This is a genomic window from Brevibacillus sp. 1238 (assembly GCF_029892995.1).
GTDB classification, from domain to species: Bacteria; Bacillota; Bacilli; order Brevibacillales; family Brevibacillaceae; genus Brevibacillus; species Brevibacillus parabrevis.
Genome location: NZ_JARXWC010000017.1, coordinates 18865 through 37664, shown reverse-complemented (window position 1 = coordinate 37664; position 18800 = coordinate 18865). Strand labels below are relative to the sequence as shown.

18 protein-coding genes are annotated in these 18800 nt (G+C 53.3%); all 18 read right to left on the bottom strand.

Going from position 1 to position 18800, the window contains the following annotated elements; genetic code table 11:
* Positions 1-90 precede the first annotated feature (90 nt).
* On the bottom strand, positions 91-1818 hold the full coding sequence (locus M2298_RS25470) for an ABC transporter permease (protein WP_063227864.1): 1728 nt from the start codon (positions 1816-1818) through the stop codon (positions 91-93).
* A 14-nt stretch (positions 1819-1832) separates the two neighbouring features.
* Positions 1833-2909, bottom strand: coding sequence for an ABC transporter ATP-binding protein (locus tag M2298_RS25465; RefSeq protein WP_280649229.1), 1077 nt, complete (start codon positions 2907-2909; stop codon positions 1833-1835).
* A gap of 107 nt (positions 2910-3016) precedes the next feature.
* On the bottom strand, positions 3017-4147 hold the full coding sequence (locus M2298_RS25460; protein ID WP_122965966.1) for an extracellular solute-binding protein: 1131 nt from the start codon (positions 4145-4147) through the stop codon (positions 3017-3019).
* Between the two features lie 22 nt (positions 4148-4169).
* Positions 4170-5348 (bottom strand): ROK family protein, encoded by a 1179-nt coding sequence (locus tag M2298_RS25455; protein WP_122965967.1) that lies wholly within the window; start codon positions 5346-5348, stop codon positions 4170-4172.
* Positions 5349-5614: 266 nt separating this feature from the next.
* Positions 5615-6775, bottom strand: coding sequence for a cytochrome P450 (locus M2298_RS25450; protein WP_122965999.1), 1161 nt, complete (start codon positions 6773-6775; stop codon positions 5615-5617).
* A 150-nt stretch (positions 6776-6925) separates the two neighbouring features.
* Positions 6926-7807 carry a LysR family transcriptional regulator gene (locus tag M2298_RS25445; RefSeq protein ID WP_280649228.1) on the bottom strand — a complete coding sequence of 294 codons (882 nt, stop codon included), beginning with the start codon at positions 7805-7807 and terminating at the stop codon, positions 6926-6928.
* 197 nt (positions 7808-8004) lie between these two features.
* A complete protein-coding gene (locus M2298_RS25440; protein ID WP_280649227.1) occupies positions 8005-9126 on the bottom strand; it encodes an aminotransferase in 1122 nt (373 codons plus the stop codon).
* Positions 9127-9185: 59 nt separating this feature from the next.
* Positions 9186-10235, bottom strand: coding sequence for an ornithine cyclodeaminase family protein (locus M2298_RS25435; protein WP_122965970.1), 1050 nt, complete (start codon positions 10233-10235; stop codon positions 9186-9188).
* A gap of 131 nt (positions 10236-10366) precedes the next feature.
* Complete coding sequence (locus M2298_RS25430; RefSeq protein ID WP_063227860.1) at positions 10367-11098, bottom strand: IclR family transcriptional regulator; 732 nt, start codon at positions 11096-11098, stop codon at positions 10367-10369.
* A gap of 27 nt (positions 11099-11125) precedes the next feature.
* A complete protein-coding gene (locus M2298_RS25425; RefSeq protein WP_122965971.1) occupies positions 11126-11812 on the bottom strand; it encodes an amino acid ABC transporter permease in 687 nt (228 codons plus the stop codon).
* A 65-nt stretch (positions 11813-11877) separates the two neighbouring features.
* Positions 11878-12693: a transporter substrate-binding domain-containing protein gene (locus M2298_RS25420; RefSeq protein WP_122965972.1), complete on the bottom strand. Its 816-nt coding sequence runs from the start codon at positions 12691-12693 to the stop codon at positions 11878-11880.
* A gap of 27 nt (positions 12694-12720) precedes the next feature.
* Complete coding sequence (locus M2298_RS25415; RefSeq protein ID WP_063227857.1) at positions 12721-13443, bottom strand: amino acid ABC transporter ATP-binding protein; 723 nt, start codon at positions 13441-13443, stop codon at positions 12721-12723.
* Positions 13444-13750: 307 nt separating this feature from the next.
* Entirely contained in the window at positions 13751-14737 is a 987-nt protein-coding gene (locus M2298_RS25410; RefSeq protein WP_280649247.1) for an aromatic acid exporter family protein, read from the bottom strand.
* Positions 14738-14852: 115 nt separating this feature from the next.
* A complete protein-coding gene (locus M2298_RS25405; protein WP_173599586.1) occupies positions 14853-15260 on the bottom strand; it encodes a zinc ribbon domain-containing protein in 408 nt (135 codons plus the stop codon).
* Positions 15261-15481: 221 nt separating this feature from the next.
* A complete protein-coding gene (gene hemQ / locus M2298_RS25400; protein WP_122965975.1) occupies positions 15482-16234 on the bottom strand; it encodes a hydrogen peroxide-dependent heme synthase in 753 nt (250 codons plus the stop codon).
* A 125-nt stretch (positions 16235-16359) separates the two neighbouring features.
* Positions 16360-17118 carry a glucosamine-6-phosphate deaminase gene (nagB, locus tag M2298_RS25395; RefSeq protein ID WP_122965976.1) on the bottom strand — a complete coding sequence of 253 codons (759 nt, stop codon included), beginning with the start codon at positions 17116-17118 and terminating at the stop codon, positions 16360-16362.
* Positions 17119-17133: 15 nt separating this feature from the next.
* The gene (locus M2298_RS25390) at positions 17134-18015 is read right to left on the bottom strand and encodes a MurR/RpiR family transcriptional regulator (protein ID WP_173598147.1); all 882 of its coding nucleotides are present in this window, start codon (positions 18013-18015) and stop codon (positions 17134-17136) included.
* A gap of 296 nt (positions 18016-18311) precedes the next feature.
* A complete protein-coding gene (locus M2298_RS25385; protein ID WP_122965979.1) occupies positions 18312-18677 on the bottom strand; it encodes a YisL family protein in 366 nt (121 codons plus the stop codon).
* Between the last annotated feature and the right edge of the window lie 123 nt (positions 18678-18800).

Sequence of the window (18800 nt, the reverse complement as noted above, 5' to 3'; positions counted from 1 at the left end):
TGAAGCTCCTCCTTTTGCCAATTCCCGTATGCTGCCGCAGGGCTTGCGCAAAAGCCGTTTTCCGAAGCGATCTAACCGATTGGTCGTCTGCTAGATGGCCGTTCCGGCTTTGTCCTTGGTCAGTTTGCTAGAGATGAACAACACGAGGATGATGACCACGATTTGCAAGACGCCATAGGCGCAAGCAGTTCCAAATTCAAAGCTGTACATGCGCTGGAATACCGCGACAGACAGCGGAGTCGTTCGCGGGGTAAAAATCAGGATGGAAGCGACGAACTCCCCGATACACTGTACAAACGCCAGCAACGTTCCAGCGAGAATCCCGCCAAGCGCCATCGGGAACACCACTCTCCTGAAGCTGTACCACCACGATGCGCCCAGATTGCGCGCGGCTTCCTCCACAGACGGGTCCATTTGCAGCAAGGTTGCCGATGTGGAACGGAAGACGAGCGGAAGGTGGCGCACAAAATACGCGAGCGGGATAATCCAGAATGTTCCGATCAGCACTTGCCCGAAGCTGAACGCCGTCGGCTCGCTGAACGCGGCAATCAGGTTAACCGCCACAACCGTACCAGGCAATGCCCAAGGCAGCATGATCAGCACGTCCAGAAGCGTTTTCCCGCGGAATTTGAGACGCACCATCGCATAGGCCGCCGCTACCCCGAACAGGACAATTCCGACAGAAGCAATCGCCGACAACTGCAAACTGTTCAAAATCGGACGCCATGTTTTGCTGTCCGTAAATAAGTCCATGTAATGATCCAAAGTGTATTGCGGAGGCAATATTTGCACCGTCCAGGTCCCATCCACCGAAAACGAGATGAGCACCAGCACGAGAATAGGCAGCATTAGAATGACCGTGCCGATAAACGACAGCACAATCGTTGTGTAACGGCCTGCTTTGCTCTTGATTTCCGTCCGGTGTACGCTCACGCCTTTGCTCAAGTTCTGATAATTGCGGGCGCCTTGATACCAGCGCATGATCAACAGAAACGCGATCGATACAATGGACAAAATCGTCGACTGCGCCGCCGCCATGTCGAGATCGCCATTCGTGCGGGACAAGTAAATTTGCATCGTCATCGTCCGGTCGATACCGAAGATGAGCGGTGCTGTGTACGACGCCATGGAAATCATGAAAACGAGCAGTGAGGAAGCGACCATCGCTGGCGTAAGCATCGGCAAAATGATGCGCCGCCAGACGGTAAAGCGGTTTGCCCCGAGGCTTGCTGCCGCTTCTTCCAAAGAAGGATCAAGCCCTTTGATCGCGGCTGTCGCCGTCATGAAAAAGTAGGTGTACATCGTAAACGTATGGACGACCACGACGCCCCAGATGCCTTTCAATGAAAACGGCACTTGGGCCAAGCCGAGCAACTCCTTGATCGCCCGCGGAAAAATTCCGCTCTCGCCGTACAGGAACGTAAACGACAGAACGCCGATCAACGGAGGCAAAGCCATCGGCACCAGAGCCAGTACAGAAAGAATTTTGCGGCCCGGAAACTCGTACCGTTCCAACAAAAAGGCCATCGCCACCCCGACGATGCCGCAGGTGATGACACTCAGTACAGAAATATAGACGCTGGTCCACAGCGCTTCCAGATTGGCCGTATGCTCCAGGCTGAAAAAGCGCGTGTAGTTTTTCCACGTAATTTGCTCATCGACGCTAATGCTGGCGACGAACGTCTGGAATAACGGATAAATGACATAAGCCAACAAAATCAAAAAGAGTGGCGATACCAGCACATAGACGAAGGCGGGTGAAGCCGTGATGGACTTTCGTCTGGCCGATGTCGGCGCTTGCTGCAATTCTGCTCTCAAAAGCTTTTTCCCCCTTATCCGGCGAAATAGATGCTCTCCTTCGGTATGTGCAGTCCGATGGCATCGCCGCGTTGCTTGATTGGACGGCCGAGGTTGATGGACATGCTGCGCAAGTTTTCCTGACCTACTTCCGTCACGTAGTTCACGCATGCGCCAGTGAACTCGGACATGACGACTGTGCCTGTGACGATATTCGTTCCTGCTCCTTCGCTCTGCTCCTGGACGGATTCAGGACGGATGGACATGGTCACCTGCTCTCCGACTGCCAGCTTGGCGCGAGGCGACGCATTTTTGGCAAAACCGCTGAGCACTTGTCCCGAGGAGATGCGCACTTGCACTTCATCCCGGTCGATGCCGACCACAGTCCCTTCCCACAAATTCGTCTCCCCGATAAACGAAGCGACGAAACGGTTCACCGGACGATGGTAAATCTCGTGCGGAGTACCGATCTGCTGCACTTCTCCGCCCTGCATGACCATGATTCTGTCCGACATGGACATCGCTTCAGCCTGGTCATGCGTCACGTATATCGTCGTAATCCCCAACTCCAGCTGAAGCCGTTTGATTTCAAAACGCGTCTCTTCTCTCAGCTTGGCGTCCAGATTGGACAGCGGCTCATCCAACAGCAGAATCTGCGGCTCGATGACCAGCGCCCGTGCCAGCGCCACCCGTTGCTGTTGCCCACCGGAAAGCTGGTCGATGCGCCGCTCGCCATAGCCTTCCAGTCGAACCAGCTTCATGATCCGCTCCACGCGCTCTTTCGTTTCTGTCTTGTTCACAGAACGCACCTGCAAGCCGAACGCGATATTTTCAAAAACGGTCATGTGCGGGAAAAGCGCATAGTTTTGGAACACCATGCCTGTATTGCGCTTGTGGGGCGGAACGGAGGTAACCTCCTGGGAACCGAAGCGGATTTGCCCTGCTGTCGGGTAATAAAAGCCGGCAATCATCCGCAAGGTAGTCGTTTTGCCGCAACCACTCGGACCGAGAAACGTAAAAAATTCACCTGATTCGATGTGAATGTGGACGTCTTCTACCCCTTTTGCATTGCCAAACTTTTTGTGGACGTGATCAAGTGTTACGCTGCTCATCAGGTTTTGTTTCCTCCTTCATGGCCATTCCTGGCTGCTTGGCCTAAGACGTTGGCATAAGCGACTAGACGGAAAGGAACACTCCTTCCCGTCTAGTCTGTTGCGAGTTACTTCTTGCCTTTGCCCTTGATGTTTTCATCCCAGTGCTGCATCCATTCTTTCTCTTTGGCAGCCATGACAGCCCAGTCGAGTTCGAGTGGTTTCAGCTCCAGGTTTTTCATGAAGTCTGGCAATTCATCCTTGCTGATATCCGTGCGGGCCGGGAACTGGAAACGCTCCTTCGCCAATTGGGAAGCAATCTCAGGACTCATCAAAAATTCCATAAAGTTTTTCGCTGCATCGAGGTTTTTCGCGCCTTTGACGAGAGCGATACCGTCTACGAGGATCGGCGCTCCGCTCTTTGGATAGATGAAGTCGTACGGATGGTTGTTCTTTTTGCTTTGGAGCAAAACATCTTGCAGGTTCCACAAGGAAATGACGCCCTCTTGACGGTCAAGCTTCAGGTAGAGGTTGGTCGGGTCTTGCGTGTATTCTTTCGTGTTGGCATCCAGCTTTGTCAGCCATTCGTAGCCTTTTTCCGGCGTATCCGCACCTTGGCGGAAAATCATCGCGGAGTAGATCGTCCGCATCGTGCCGGATGGCAAAACGTTGCGGATGACGATTTTGTCCTTGAATTTCGGATCGAGCAGCTCATCCCAGTCTTGCGGAGCTTCTTCCGGCTTGAGCGCCTGCGAGTTGTACATGATGACCTCTGGCAAAAGCATCTCGCCGTACCAGCGATCTTCCTTGTCTTTGTACAGATCAGGAATCTTGTCGGCAAAAGTCGGCTTGTACGGCTCCAGCAATCCTTCGTCGGCCGCTGTGCTCAGAGCAGACTGTGTGCCGCCCCACCAGAAGTCAGCTTGCGGATTCGCTTTTTCCGCGCGTACGCGCTCCAAAATTTGCTGAGCGCCCATTTCGAGCGTTTCCACTTCAATATTCGGATACTTTTCCTTGAACTTTGGCAGCACGATCTCAAAGATGTTTTTATCCCGTCCGGTGTAAATAACCAGCTTTTGCGGTTCACCGGATGGAGCCGGAGTTTGCGCAGCTGGCTGCGAGCCCGTTTGGCCGCCTGCGCCGTTGTCGGCAGGCTTTGCTTCCTGTCCTCCACCTGAGCACGCGGCCACAGTCAGAGCCAAGGAGCTGGCGAATACGCCTTTCATCCATGATTTCAGCTTGTGATTGACCTTTTTCAAAACTGACTCCCCCTCTTTTTTCTCACTCTTTGTCAAGCAGTCGTGTGAACGGAAACGCTTCCAATACACTGTGGACGGCACCAATCAAACCTGCTCGCTCCCCCAGAGCAGCCTTTTCGAGACAAGGCACCTCTGGCACCCACTCGGTCAGCCAATCGTGAATTTGCTTCACCCCTTCATCATCGACGTGGACCATCTCTCCGCTCAAAATCAGGATTTCCGGGTTCAAAATGCTGATGATATTCGCCATGCCGTAAGCCCAATGCCGATACACTTCCTGCAAAAGCGCTTTCGCTTCGCTGTTTTGTTTGGCACAAAGCATGAGCTGTTCTATGACACTCGACCCTTCCTGAAGGTCAGAGAGAAATCCCTTTGCCTGCTGCGCGATTCCCGGTATGGAAAAATTCGTCTCAAACACTCCGGACGCGCCATTCGGGCGGTTATGTACCGGACCGATCATCATGAAGCCGATCTCGCCTGCTGCTTCCCGACTCCCCCGGTAAAACTGTCCATCCAGGATGATCCCCGCACCAATGCCCGTTCCCACATACATGTAGACGACGTTGGAATGGCCAGTGCCTGCTCCGCGAACGTATTCGCCCAAAGTCATCATGTTTACATCGTTGTCGATGATGACGGGCAGCCCCAGTCGCGACTCGATGGTTTGCAATATCGGCGACCCCATCCAGCCCGTACTCGGCGAAAAGCTGACCGTACCGCTTCCCCGCTGCGTGACCCCTTGCAATCCCACTCCCATGCCAAGCAGTCGCTCGCGCGGAATCCCGCTCTCGGCAAGCAAGCGATCCAAACCTGCTGCCAAATCCTCGATGACGGTCTCCCCGTTCGCCGGCTGCGCCAGTCGCTTGCGATGACGGGCGAGAAACTCCCCCTTCATATCCGCAATCGCCATGTCCAGTATCGACCCTTCGAAGATCGCTCCAGCAATCGCATAAGCCTGGTAATTGTATTCCAAAAGAATCGGCTTGCGGCCGCCTTTGGAATCCCCCATGCCGACCTCTTGCAGCAATCCTTCCTGAATCATTTCATCGACCAAAGCGGAGACGCACGGACGGCTGAGCAGTGTCTGCTTGGAAATATCGGCGCGGGAAATCTGACCGTGTTGGATGACCTGTTGCAAAACTTCTTCCTTGTTCAGTTTCTTTACGAGTTTACTGTTGCCTGTTTTTCTGGGAGCTCGCACGCCTTTACAATCACCACCACAGCAGTTAGTTAACTTTACTAACAAAGATAACCAAATTATACCTACGCCCATTCAAATAGTCAAACAATTTACATTTGTTCCTCAGATATTTTCTGGATTTTTTACTTTATATCTCCTTTTGTACATGTAACTTCAATTTCAGTGAACAAAAAGCACAAAAAAGACACCTCTGCTCTGGAGGTGTCTGCTCTTGCCCCGTTTTCTTGGCTGCCGTCCGCAAGCAAAATCGGTTTGTCTCCCACGTCTCAACGGGTTTGAAACGTCACGGGAAAACTCTCCACGCCAAAAACAATCGGACTCGGAATCGGAGTCAGCGCTGTTTTTGGCGATGCGATCTCGTGCAGCGAAGACAAAATCCTGTCCAAGGCAATCTGCCCTTCCAGCCGGGCGAGAGGCGCTCCCAGGCAAAAGTGAATGCCGAAGCCAAAGCTGAGATGGGCATTCGGCTTGCGGTCAGGCAAAAACAAATCCGGCTGCTCGAACTTGCTCTCGTCGCGATTGCCCGATACGACCCAGGAGACGACCTGCTGGCCCGCTGCGATCTTTTGTCCGCCGATTTCCACATCTTCCACTGCGCGGCGGCCGACCACAACGAACGGAGGATAGTAGCGCAGCGTCTCCTCGATCGTCGATTTGACCAGCTCCCTGTCTTGGCGCACTCGCTCCTGGATGTCCGGCTGCTCGGTCATGACGCGAATCGTGTTCGTGATCAGATTGGTCGTAGATTCGTTGCCTGCGACCAGCAGCAAAATACAGAAGCGCAATACTTCCTCTTCGTTCAGCCGCTCTCCGTCGATTTCGGCAGCGAGCAAGGCGGAGATGAGATCATCTTTTGGATCAGCCCGCCGCTCGGCCAATATCGCCCGAAAGTAGTGGAACAGCTCTGCTTCCGCTTTTTCCTTGTCCTTGTGCATCTGGATAAGAGCCTCGTCTGTATCGGCTTCCGCTCCTTTGACCATCGTATCGGACCAATCCTTGAACAATCTGCGGTCTTTTGGCGGAACGCCGAGCAGCTCGGCAATGACAATTACAGGCAGCGGATAAGCAAAATCGCGCACCAAATCCATTTCCCGCTTGTCCTTGACCATGTCGAGAAGCTCCGTGACGATCGAGTCAATGCGCGGGGTCAAATCGGAAATCGCTTTGGGCGTAAACGCCTTGTTCACGAGATTGCGCATCTGGGTATGCTTCGGCTGATCCATCGTTAGCACCGTTTCTTTTTTCGCATCCGCGATCCTTTTGGAGGAAAACGTCGTGTGATCCTTCAAAATTCGCTGAATGTCGTCGTAGCGAAACACATCCCACGTCTGGCGGTTTTCATCGTAGCGGACAGGAGTTTCTGCGCGCAGGCGGCGAAAAATCGGGAACGGATGAAGCCGATCCTCTTCGCGCACCAGCTCCTTCATGTAAATGCTGTTGGCATAGCGCACAGGCGCTTGATCCTTGTTCGTAACAATCAGCTCCTTGCTGTTTCTGGTTCTGCTGCAACACAAGCTCCCAGAAATTATGCCCGTTGCCAATTCAAAACATGTAAAGGCGTCCGCCACTCATCCGGCCTACTCTTCCCACACCGAAAGCCACACGTCTTTTACCAGCTCCATGAACGTTTGAATCGCTGGTTCGTCGCGCCGCCGCTCCAGACAGACGAGCGAAGTTTCCGCCTTTTTGGAAAAACGGTACAATTCGACAAGCTCGCCCGTTCGCAGCTCCCCCTCCACCAGCGCCGTACTGAGCAAGGCGACGCCCGTCTGATTGAGCACAGAGCGCTTGATCGTCTCCTCGCTGCTGCACTTGATGACAGAGGGCGGGACGTAGCTGATCTCCAGCAGACAGTCTGTAATGAAGCCGTCGAGATTGCACCCTTCCTGATAGGACAAAAACGGGAATTGCATCAGCGTTTCCGTCATCGAACGGCCCTGCACCATATCCGGCGCAGCGACGAGAGCAAATTCCTCTAAATCGACGACCGTGGAATAAATCCCTTGCTGCGTACTGGTTCCGGCAATAATCCCGATGTCCGCTGCGTGGGCGCGAATTTTTTTCAACGCTTCCTGACTCGTGCACGAGATGACCTGCAAGTTCACTTGGGGATGTGTCTCCACATAAGCCTTGAGCATTTGCGGCATGTACTGGGTACAGTAAAATTCGGGTGCGGCCACCACGAGCGGGCCGACAGGCAGATGCAGGTGGTTCAGCCCCTCCTCCATGCGCAACAGGACAGAAAAAAGCTGATCGGTATGCTGCTTCACCAGCTTCCCTGCCGGGGTCAAAAAGGTGCGCTTGCCGACGCGGTTCAAAAGCGGATGCCCCAGCTCCCGCTCCAGTGCCTGAATCTGCAAAGTAATCGTCGGCTGGCTGTACCCGAGCAGCTCGGCAGCCTTCGTCAAGTTCAAATGCTCCGCTACGACCTGAAACGTTTTCAAATTCCGCAGCTCCATGCCTTGCACCACTCTCCCCCGCTTCTTCGTCTATACGGAAAAGTGTAGCCGAGAGTGGACGTGAAGTTCAACCTGCACAGTGCACAGAGCACCACTATGAATAACGGAATACGCTCCCCGCCAGCTTGGCGGCATCCCCATTGCTGCCGCTTGCAATCGTCAGCACCTTTTTTCCAGGCCAGCAATCCGCTTATCGCCTAGCTTCTCTCCCGCAAAAACTTCGAGACTTGCGCCAAACCCGCCTGGAGCACCTCTGTGTCGCAAGCGTACCCGATCCGCACCCAGCCTTCCATGTCAAAGCAGCTTCCCGGCGTCAAAAACGCGCCTGTCGCACGGAACAGCTCGATGCAAAACGCTTCCGACGGCATATCCAGCTCGTATTTGAGCATGGCGGTCGTTCCCGCTTTTGGCTTGACGTAAGAGATGAGCGGTTCCGCCGCCACCCACTCGTCCAAAATTTGCAGGTTGTCCCGCACGATTTTCAGATTGCGCTCCATGATCTTGTCCCTGTTTTTCAGCGCATGAACCGCCAGCATGTCGTCGAGCATCCCGCAGCTGATCGTCGTGTAATCGCGGTGCGAGAAGCAGTTTTTGATGACGTCGAGGGGCGCGGCGATCCAGCCCAGGCGCAAGCCGGCCAGCGAAAATACTTTTGACATGCTGCTCGTCGCAATCCCTTTTTCATACAAATCTACGATAGACGGAACCTCGATCTCCGGGTCCTGATGCAAATGGCGATACACCTCGTCACACAACACGTAAGCGTCGACCGAACGGGCAATCTCCACAATTTCGCGCAACGTCACCTCATCCATCAGCGCACCGGACGGGTTGTTCGGATTGTTGATGCAAATCAGCTTGGTCTTGTCTGTGACAAGCGTGCGCAGTTCATCCAGGTCAGGCAAAAACTGCTTCTCCGGCACGAGTCGCAGCAGCTTCACCTCAGCGCCGAACGACGCAGGCACTTCGTAAATCTGCTGATAAGTCGGGTGGACAGAGACGACTTCATCGCCAGGGCCGACCAGCGAAAACAGCGCAAGAAAATTGGCTCCGATCGCTCCGTTCATCACCAAAATATTGTCCGGCGTCAGCGTCTTGTACATGCCCGCGACGAGACTGCGGAACTCAGGCGAGCCTTCGATGTGGCCGTACGTCAGCTTCTTTTGCGCCATCTCGGCAAAAAAATCGACCGGCTCTGCCGACAGGCGAATCAGCTCTTCCACGGTCAGGGAGTCCACACACGTTTCCGCGATGTTGTAGACCGCTTCCAGCTCGTAGGCATTCATCCATTCTTCTACTTTAAACGGGGCAATTCTCATCTTTGATCTCTCCTTCGGTTGTTCCGTGCATTTTCGTGTGTGTGGATCGCAAGCTGCTACTACAGATCGACGACAGCTCCTGCGCCGCTCGCTTGCGCCTTTTGCAAAATGTGGTGCGCTGTCAGCAAATCTTGCAGCGCAATGCCTGTGCTGTCAAAAATCGTAATTTCCTCCGCCGAGCGGCGTCCCGCTGCCTGTCCGAGAATGACGCTGCCGATTTCCGCGACAATGTCCGCCTGCGAAATCAGCCCTTTTTTCAGCGGAATCTCGGTTTCTCCCACGCTCACAGCCTGCCCGATGTCATCCACGAAGACCCGTCCCATGGCGAAAAGTCGCTCGTCGATTTCCTGCTTGCCCGCCATGTCGGCTCCGATGCACGTAATGTGCGTCCCTGGCTTGACCCATTCGCTCTGAATCAGCGGCGTCCGGGAAGGGGTTGCCGTGATGATCACGTCCGCTTCTCCGACCGTCTTTTCCAGGCTTTCGACCGCGATAAACTCAACCTCGCATTTACGTGCGTAGCGCTCGTAGTCTTCTCCTTCGTATTTCGCTACGAACGCCGTGAGCAGTCTGTCTTTGATCGTTGCCGCGAACTTTTGCGCCTTTTCGTAGGAGCGCGGATGGCTGATGTACACTCGCTTGATGTTGTCCATCGCCATCAGTGTCGCGATGATTTGAAAAGGCGCCTGGTGACCCGTCCCGATCATCAGCAGATTTTCCGCTTCCGGTCGAGCCAAATACTTGGCCCCGATCCCGCCAGCAGCCCCCGTTCGCATGCATGTAATATGCTCGCCGCTCAACAGCCCCAGCGGAACGCCTGTCCGGCTGTCCAGCACCATCACGGTTCCGATCAGCTGCGGCAATCCTTTTTGCTCGTTTTCGCCAAACCAGGAGACGAGCTTGAGTCCGAATATATCCGCTCTGGGCAAATGGCCCGACTTGATATCCATATCCGCTTTGCCTGCCGCAAATTCATGAAAAATCAGCGGAAACAGCGTCGCTTGCTGACTCGATTTTATCTGGTAGGCTTGCTCCACCACTTCGATGACACTCGCCATGTCCAGCAGCTGTTCCGTTGTTGGTTGATTGATAACCCGAAATGGAAACATGTCTTGTGCTCCTCCTCTCGATTTCCTCCACACTAACACAGATTTTTCGGGCAAAAAAATTGAAAGTTCCAATAGTAAGCATTAAAAAACAAAAACCTCCATCCGATGACGTTCGGAAATGGAGGTTGCGATTAAGCGCCGCCGATTCTTGCAGATATGGCGGTTGCTTGCTGCTTTACTTTTTCGATGAGCTGCGGCAGCCGTTCATCCGGGACGCGGAAGATCGGTGCATTGATGGAAATCGCAGCCACGAGCTGATTGCCGTAGCCAAAGATCGGGGCTGCGACTGCCATCGTCCCTTCCGTTTTTTCGCCGTAGCTGATGGCATATCCGCCTTTTTTGGCGGCCGCAAGCTGTTCCAGAAACGCTTCGTGCGAAGGCGCTGGCAGCTGCTCGGAAATAATTTTTTCGATCTCGGCTGCCTTGGAATGGGCCAAAATCATTTTGCTGGGGGCACCGATCGTCAGTGGAATCCGTTCCCCCAAGTTCTCGTCAATGCGAATTTTCAGCGGACTCTCGACCTTTTCAATCGGCATCGAGTCCTTGCCTGCCAGTACGTTCAGGAAAATGCTCTCTTCGACCTCGTTGGCCAGCTCCTCCATGAATGGTCGAGCCACGGAACGCAAATTCAGCTTCTCGTGCAAAATAAAGCCGATTTCCATCCACGTATAACCGGGTTTGTAATGCTTGGTGACAGGCTCCTGCTCAACCAATCCGAACTGGATCATCGATTCGAGGAAACGGTGGAGCGTGCTGATCGGCAGGCCGGTCGCTTCTGCTAACTCCGATATGGGCCAGGCGTGTTTTTCGTCTGATATCAGCACTCTGATGATTTTCATCGTCCGTTCGATTGATTGAACCATAGTTCCTTCGTCCTCCATAAACGTGCCTTATGCTGCGACACTCGTATCCTTGGCCTGCTTTCGCAGTGTTTTTCCCTTGGCAAGCCTCGTCTCCAGTCTGTTGACAAAATAGGTGAACAGCATAATCAGCACGAGATAGTACAAGCCGACGACCATGTATGTCTCCAGCTGTTTGTAGTTGGAAGCCGCCTCGCCGAGACCAGTTCCCCACAAATCTTGCATCCCTACGTACGCTACCAGCGACGAGTCCTTCAACCCGATGATGAACTGGTTGCCGAGTGACGGGATCGCCCGGCGAAACGCCTGCGGCAAAATGATGCGGCGCATGGCCAGCGGGTACGACATCCCGAGAGAGCGGGACGCTTCCATCTGCCCGCGATCAATCGATTGGATCGAGCCGCGGAAAATCTCGGCAATATAAGCTCCGTTATGAACGGCGAGCGCGATTGCCCCTGCCCAAAACTGGGAAAGCGTCACCATGTTCGCCAACCCGAAGTACAAAATACAAATTTGCACGATCAAAGGCGTACCGCGAATGACGGTAATGTACAAGTGCGCGAAATAGTTAAGCGGCTTGGAATTGGAAATGCGGAAAAACGCAATGATCAGTCCGACGATGCAACCGAGCAAGAGAGCGACTGCCGTGAGCTGAACGGTCAACCAGGTCGCTTTCAGGAAAAGGGGATAGCTGTTCAGAAAAATATCGATGATCATAGGAAATCCTCCTCACATGAAGCGGAAAAAGGGGGGCGTCCAAACCGGACACCCCGTTGCCCACTTTATTGTTTTTGCAGGATATTGCGGCCAAACCATTTTTGGCTGATTTTTTCGTAGGTGCCGTCTTTGATGATTTCATCCAGCGCTTTGTTGATTCGGTCTACCGATTCCTGATCGCCCAGTCGCACAGCAATTGCCTGTTCGTCGAAGCTGAGTGGCTCACCCACGTCGATGACTTTTCCGCCACCCTCTTTAATAAAGCGCAAGCCTACTACCTGGTCGGTAATGACCGCGTCCAGACGTCCTGTCGGCAAGTCGAGCAGCGCCGTGATATCGCTGTCGTATTGGGTGATTTTATCTTCATCTGTCAGTTTTTTCGCCCAGTCCAAGTAGTTGGAAGCTTTGACGACCCCGATCTTTTTGCCTTTCAGATCGTCCTTGCCCTTGATTGTCGTGTTGCCTTCCTGCACGAAAATCTGCGAGCCGGAGCGATAGTACGGATTCGTGAAGGAAACCGCTTTTTGACGCTCGGGAGTCACCGTCAAGCTGCCGATGATCGAGTCGTATTTTTTCGCATCCAGACCAGGAATGATCGTCTCAAACGGGTTCGTGATCGGAACGGCGTTCATCCCCATTTTTTCCGCCAGCGCTTGTCCGATTTCTACGTCAAAGCCTGTCAGCTGCCCGTTTTCTTTAAAGCTGAACGGCTTGTACACTCCGCTCATCGCGTAAGTAAAATCTTTTTTGCCTTCGCCGCCCGCTGCTTGTCCGCCTCCTGCCGGCGCGCTGCTCTCTTGAGAGCCACATGCCGAGAGCAGAAGCGAGCCCAACAGAACGGTAGACAACAAAACTCCGGACCATTTTGCACGTTTTTTCATCTGAAATTCCCCCTGTTTTCTCTGTTTTTAACGAATGCTGCGCAAAAACTGCTTGGTTCTTTCGTGTTGCGGATTTTCAAAGAACGCACTAGGCGGCCCTTGCTCCAGGATTTGACCATCGTGCATGAACACGGCGCGATCTGCGACTTCGCGGGCAAAGCCCATTTCATGGGTGACGACGATCATGGTCATGCCTTCTTTTGCCAGTTGCTTCATTACCTGCAACACTTCGCCGACCAGCTCAGGGTCAAGTGCGGAGGTAGGTTCATCGAAAAGCATGATTTTCGGCTTCATCGCAAGCGCTCGCGCAATCGCCACGCGCTGCTTCTGTCCACCCGAGAGCATGTCCGGGTACACATCCGCCTTATCCTGCATGTTTACTTTTTTCAACAGTTCGTTGGCCAGCTCTTTCGCCTCGGCGACTTTCATTCCCTTGACGTGCACCGGAGCCTCGATCACATTTTCCAGTACCGTCTTGTGCGGGAACAGATTGAAGTGCTGGAATACCATCCCAACCTCTGCCCGAAAATGGTTCAGATTGGTCTTGTGCGGGTCAACCTTCTCCCCGCTGATCCAAATCTCGCCAGCTTCATGAAATTCCAAAAAATTCAAACATCGAAGCAAAGTGCTTTTGCCTGAACCGCTGGCACCGAGCAAGACGACGACTTCTTTCTCCTCTACCGAGAGAGTGACACCTTTCAGCACGGTGAGTGATCCGAAAGACTTGACTAGCTGCTTAACCTCAATCATCCTGCTATCCCCCTATCTATCTGTTGCCGGATGGATGGCCCTTTTCACTTTTTCCGAATATCGGAAATGATTTCTGATTTAAATTATAATTGTATATTTTCAGACATTCAAGAAAAATAAAATTTACTGAATAAATATGCATGCCTGAAAGGGCAGAAGCTGGCAGTGCCAAGCTTTCACGCCTTTTTCAGCAAAAAGTCGGGATGTTGTTTGGGACACAAAAAGCGCCTTCTTCCGGTTTTGCTCAGAAGAAAGCGCCTTTGTTCTTTGGCGTTTTTGCCGTTTTGCCGTTTTGCCACACGAAGCGTTACTTGCCCGGTGTTGGCTCCGCTACGGCTGCTGGTTTTTTGTCCTCACTGCTTTTGCCCAGCTCATGCTTGATGAATAAATAATTCTCGATCTCGCGCAACAAGTAAAACAGCGACGCTCTCGTCTCAAATTCCTCGCGCGTGCGCGGCAGCTCCGACTCCTTGATCTCCTCGCGCATTTGGCGAAGCTGATCGATAAAGCGGTACGCCGTATTGCCCGGGTGCACCGAGTCGCTGATCCGTTCGAGAAAATCAGCGATCCAATGGCTCTGCGGCACCTGCGTGTCGAGTGACGAAACGATCGGCATCATCCGCTCCAACAGTTCATACTGCTTTTCTCGCATGACAAAGTATTGGTAGTACGAGTCATCGCGCCGCCCCAGACGGTTATCGATGTCGCGCGACGCAAGCCTGAGCGCTTTTTCCAAAAGACCCGGCGCCTCGATCATCTCTTTCCCGTCCCAATCGCTCTCGCCATGCCGCAAGTAGTAGCAAAACTCCCGCAAAATTTGCCTGAACAGCTGCTCGATCTGCTTTTGCATCGCCCGCAGTTCCTTGTCTAGGCTCGGCATGTACAAGTTCACGAGCAGCGCGACCCCGACGCCGATCACCAGCAGTCCCGCTTCGTTCAGCAATAACGGGAAATCCATTCTTTGCGCCGAGTACAGGTGCATGAGCACGACCATGCTGCTGACGAAGCCCTCCTGGATGCCAAACCGCACAGCGAGCGGCAAAAACAGCAGGATGGCGAGCAAAATGGCAACAGGCGAATACCCGAGCAAATAAAACAGCGCCATCCCGATGCCAAGCCCGAGAAAGCTGGACATGATCCGGTTCCACGCTGTGCGGAACGACTGCTTGACCGTTACTTGTATGCAAAGAATCGTAATGATGCCCGCAGATGCGGGGTACAGCAGATCAAGCTGTTGAGCCAAAAAGATCGAGATCGCTGTCCCGATCGCCGTTTTTAAAGTGCGATAGCCGATTTTCAGCTTTAGAAAGCCCAGTCTTGTTCCCCTCCGCTCTGATGTCGCTTTCCTCTTTACTGTATCAAAAAGTTTCCGGGAACCAAAGCCAAGACTTTGTTAAGAAACCGTGTCCTTACACCTTTTTCCCGCAGCCCGGACAGTATTGGTAGCCAGCCTTTACGCGCTGCCCGCAGTACGGACAAAAAGCTTTTTCGCCTGTCGTCTCTGTGTCCGCTTCCGCTTCTCTCTCCTTGCCGAATCGGCGGTTCAACGGGTCGCCTTCCTCGCTGGCGTCCGTAATATCGTACAGCGACATCCGCTCTCTGCCTGTAGCGTTTTTATAGTGATAAACAGCCTGAACGATCCCGATAATGATAAACAAGACCCCAAACAAAGGAAAAATCGTGCCGACCACGGGAAACGGCGAATCTTGCGTGATGAAAAATGCCATAATCGTCCAAAATACTCCGAAAACAATAGCAACGACACTTCCCGCCGCGCCCATTGCCGACGGGCCTCTTCCTGGCTTGATGCTTTTCATTGCAATCCCCTCTCCTTCCGGCTTAATCGCTTCCCAGCGCAGCCTCTCTCTGTTCTTCACATTTCTCCCATCCTATTACATCTACGTTCCGAGCACAAATCGGTTTCCTGCGGCTGGCAGGCTCGACGCCTAAAAAAGACCGAGCCAGAGCCGATCCCCCGGGCAAAAAAAATCTGCCGATGCGACAACTAGCAGCCGCACAGCAGATTTTTGACAGATGATTACACTTCCAGTTTTTTCGCGAGCGTTTCCTGATTCAGCACGTTACCGACCAGGAAGTTGCCGAACTCGCCAAAACGGGCACTCACTTCATCAAAGCGCATTTCGTAGACGATGTGCTTGAACTCCAGCGGATCGTTGGCGAACAGCGTCACGCCCCACTCCCAATCGTCGAAACCGACGGAGCCGCCGATGATTTGTTTGACGCGTCCAGCGTAGGAGCGGCCGATCATGCCGTGGGAGCGCATCATTTCTTGACGCTCCTGCATGCTCAGCATGTACCAGTTGTCTTGCAAATCGCGTTTTTTGTTCATTGGGTAGAAGCAAATGTGCTCCCATTTTGGCAGGATCGGATACAGGCGATCGCGCACGTGCGGATTTGCCTTCGGATCTTCGCCCGGGTTATGTACATAGTTGCTCAACTCGACAACGGAGACGTAGGAGTACGGAGCATCTGTAAAGGCAGCAAAGCGGGTTTTATTGAAAGCCGTCTTGATTTCTTCGAGTTCTTGCATGGTCGGGCGCAGGAACATGAACACGAGGTCTGCTTTGTGTCCAAGAATCGAATAGAAAGCCGTGCTTCCTTGGTTTTCCGCTTCGTTCGCTTCCCAAGTGCGGATCAGCCCGTTCAGCTCGTCCAACGCTGCTTGGCGCTCCTCGGCGGAAGCCGCTTTCCACTTTTCCCAATTGATCGTGCGGAAATTATGATACGTATACCAACCTTCTAATGTAAGCAACGCTTCGTTTGCGCTCATCGAAAATCAGCTCCTTAGAAAAATCTGGTGAACCTTCGTGACAACACTCCCAGTATAGCATAAGGGACAGACAGATATTCGGAACAGATTGGTGAACAACAAAAGAAACAAGCGGCGCCAGACGGCTACCGCTTGTTTTCCACACTTGTCGCAGCGACAGTCAGCTGGCTCGCCGCCGCCTCGTCCACGATGACCGTTACATCCGGGTGAAGTTGCAGCAAGGACGCTGGCACATCCGCTGTCGGCTCGCCCTCCACCATCAGGCGCACAGCCTGTGCTTTTGCCTCTCCGCTTGCCAACAGCACGACCTTTTTCGCTCCGAGAATCGTCTTGATCCCCATGGAAACCGCTTGCGTAGGCACTTCCTCCACGCTGGCAAAATAACGGGCGTTCGCCTCAATCGTGCTCTCGGTCAGTTGCACCACCCGCGTCGTCGACTCCGCGGAAGATCCCGGTTCGTTGAATCCGATGTGACCGTTGTTGCCGATGCCAAGCACTTGAATATCGATACCGCCCGCTTCGCGAATCGCTTCCTCATAGCGCGCGCACTCCTTGTCCAGATCGACCGCATCTCCTGTTGGGACGTGTGTTTTGTCTGCTGGCAAGTTGATGTGCTGGAACAAATTTTCCTGCATATAGGCGCGATAGCTTTGCGGATGCGCCGAAGACAGCCCGACATATTCATCCAGATTAAAGCTCTGCGCCTGCGAAAAATCGATCCCTTCGTCTTCGTGCAGCTTGATCAGCTCCCGGTACATGCCTACCGGAGTGCCGCCCGTTGCCAGACCCAGGACGGTCTGCGGGTGCTGCTTCACCTCAGAGGCAAGCAATTCGGCCGCTTTGCGGCTCATTTCCTGATAATCTTTGACAATGACAAGTTTCAATTCCTCTCACCTCAATCAATATTTTCGTTCCAATACGGCTTTCGCTGTCCGTTCCTTGTATGTGAGCGCCTTTTCCTTGTTGCGCAGCGTAATGGTCGTGCAGATGACGTCCAGCACGTGCAACTGGGCGATTTTCGCAGCCAGAGAACCGCCCTGCAACGGGCCTTCCTGTGCGGCGGTCAACAGCGTCATATCCGCGACACTCGTAATCGGCGAGCGGCGGTAATGCGTAATGCAAATCGTCGTGGCTCCCGCCTCTTTCGCGACCTTGAGCGAATCGATCGTATCCTTCGTGCTCCCGGAAACAGACAGCCCGATCGCTACATCCCCCGGCCCGAGCGTAGCTGCCGCCATCGCCTGAAGGTGCGATTCACTCATGGCATCCACGCGCAGTCCGATCCGCAAAAACGCGTACTTCGCATCCTGCGCCGTCACAGCCGATGTTCCTACTCCGTAAAAGTGAATCGTCCCTGCCTGCTGCAAAAGCTGGACACAACGCTCGATCTGCTCCAGATCGAACAGGGCAGATGTATCGGCAATCGCCTGTTGATTCGTCGCGGTTATTTTTTGCGCCATCGTCTCCAGCGAATCTTCCTCGCCTACTTCGCCGTGCAAATTTTTCGCAGGTGCAACCAGCTCCTGCGCGAGCGCCAGCTTGAACTCCTGATAGCCGCGAAAACCGATTTTCCGGCAAAAGCGCAGCACCGTCGTTTCGCCGACGCCAGCCTTTTCAGCCAGGTCGATCACAGAAGAATAAATGACGCTGTCTGTCTGCTGCAAAACGATGCTCGCTACCTTTTGCTCCGATTTCGTGAAGGAGGGCAAAAGACTCTGGATGTGCAAAAGGGTGTTTGTCTTGACTCCGGCAACGGTCAACTCCTCTGTATGTCCTGCCATGCTGCGCCTCCTTTTGAAAAGTGACTCCGTTTGGTCGTGCTTACCGTCATTATATCAAAAAAGGAGTTATCCGCCATTACTTTTATATAAAGTGGAGTGTTTCTCCAAAATTTCCGCTCCCGTCCCGCGATCAACGCCCGACCGCCTCAACGTCAGCCCCGGCCAGGCAACAAAACAGTCATGACCTTTTGGTTGACCGCAAGCAGCCATATCCCGTTTCATGAAAAAAAGCCTTCCCCTGCAAGCGTGCAACTTGCAAAAGAAAGCTCTATGCATACATTTCCGTTTCCAGACGACTAGGCGAATACACGGTAGCCGAGCATGATGACTACGACCAGCACGATCAAACAGCCGATGAAAAAGCCGATGCTGCCTTCCTGTCTTTTCGCCCGTCCCAGCGACATCTCGATCAAGCCGAAAGCGACAATCGCGAGCAGACCTTTCACGTAGAAATACACTTCGCTGGCGTGCACGGTAAACAGCATCCACGCTCCGGATACGAGAATAATGACCATCATGAGTCTGAGCAGCATATGTACGATCTTGCCCGCTTTTTCCTTGCCCGCACGATAGAGGAAGTACGCTACGATCAACAGGACAATCGCGACTTCCCAACCACCCACGTGGGACTCCAGCAACGCTTTATACGGCACAAAATTCAACCCCTTTTTCCCTTGTTTATACTTGTCCCAGCCATTATAACAGAAGTGTCGGAAAAAAGCAGATGCCTGGATGCGTGGCAGTATTGTGACACCGTTATATGCATGAAAAAGAGGCCGCCCAGA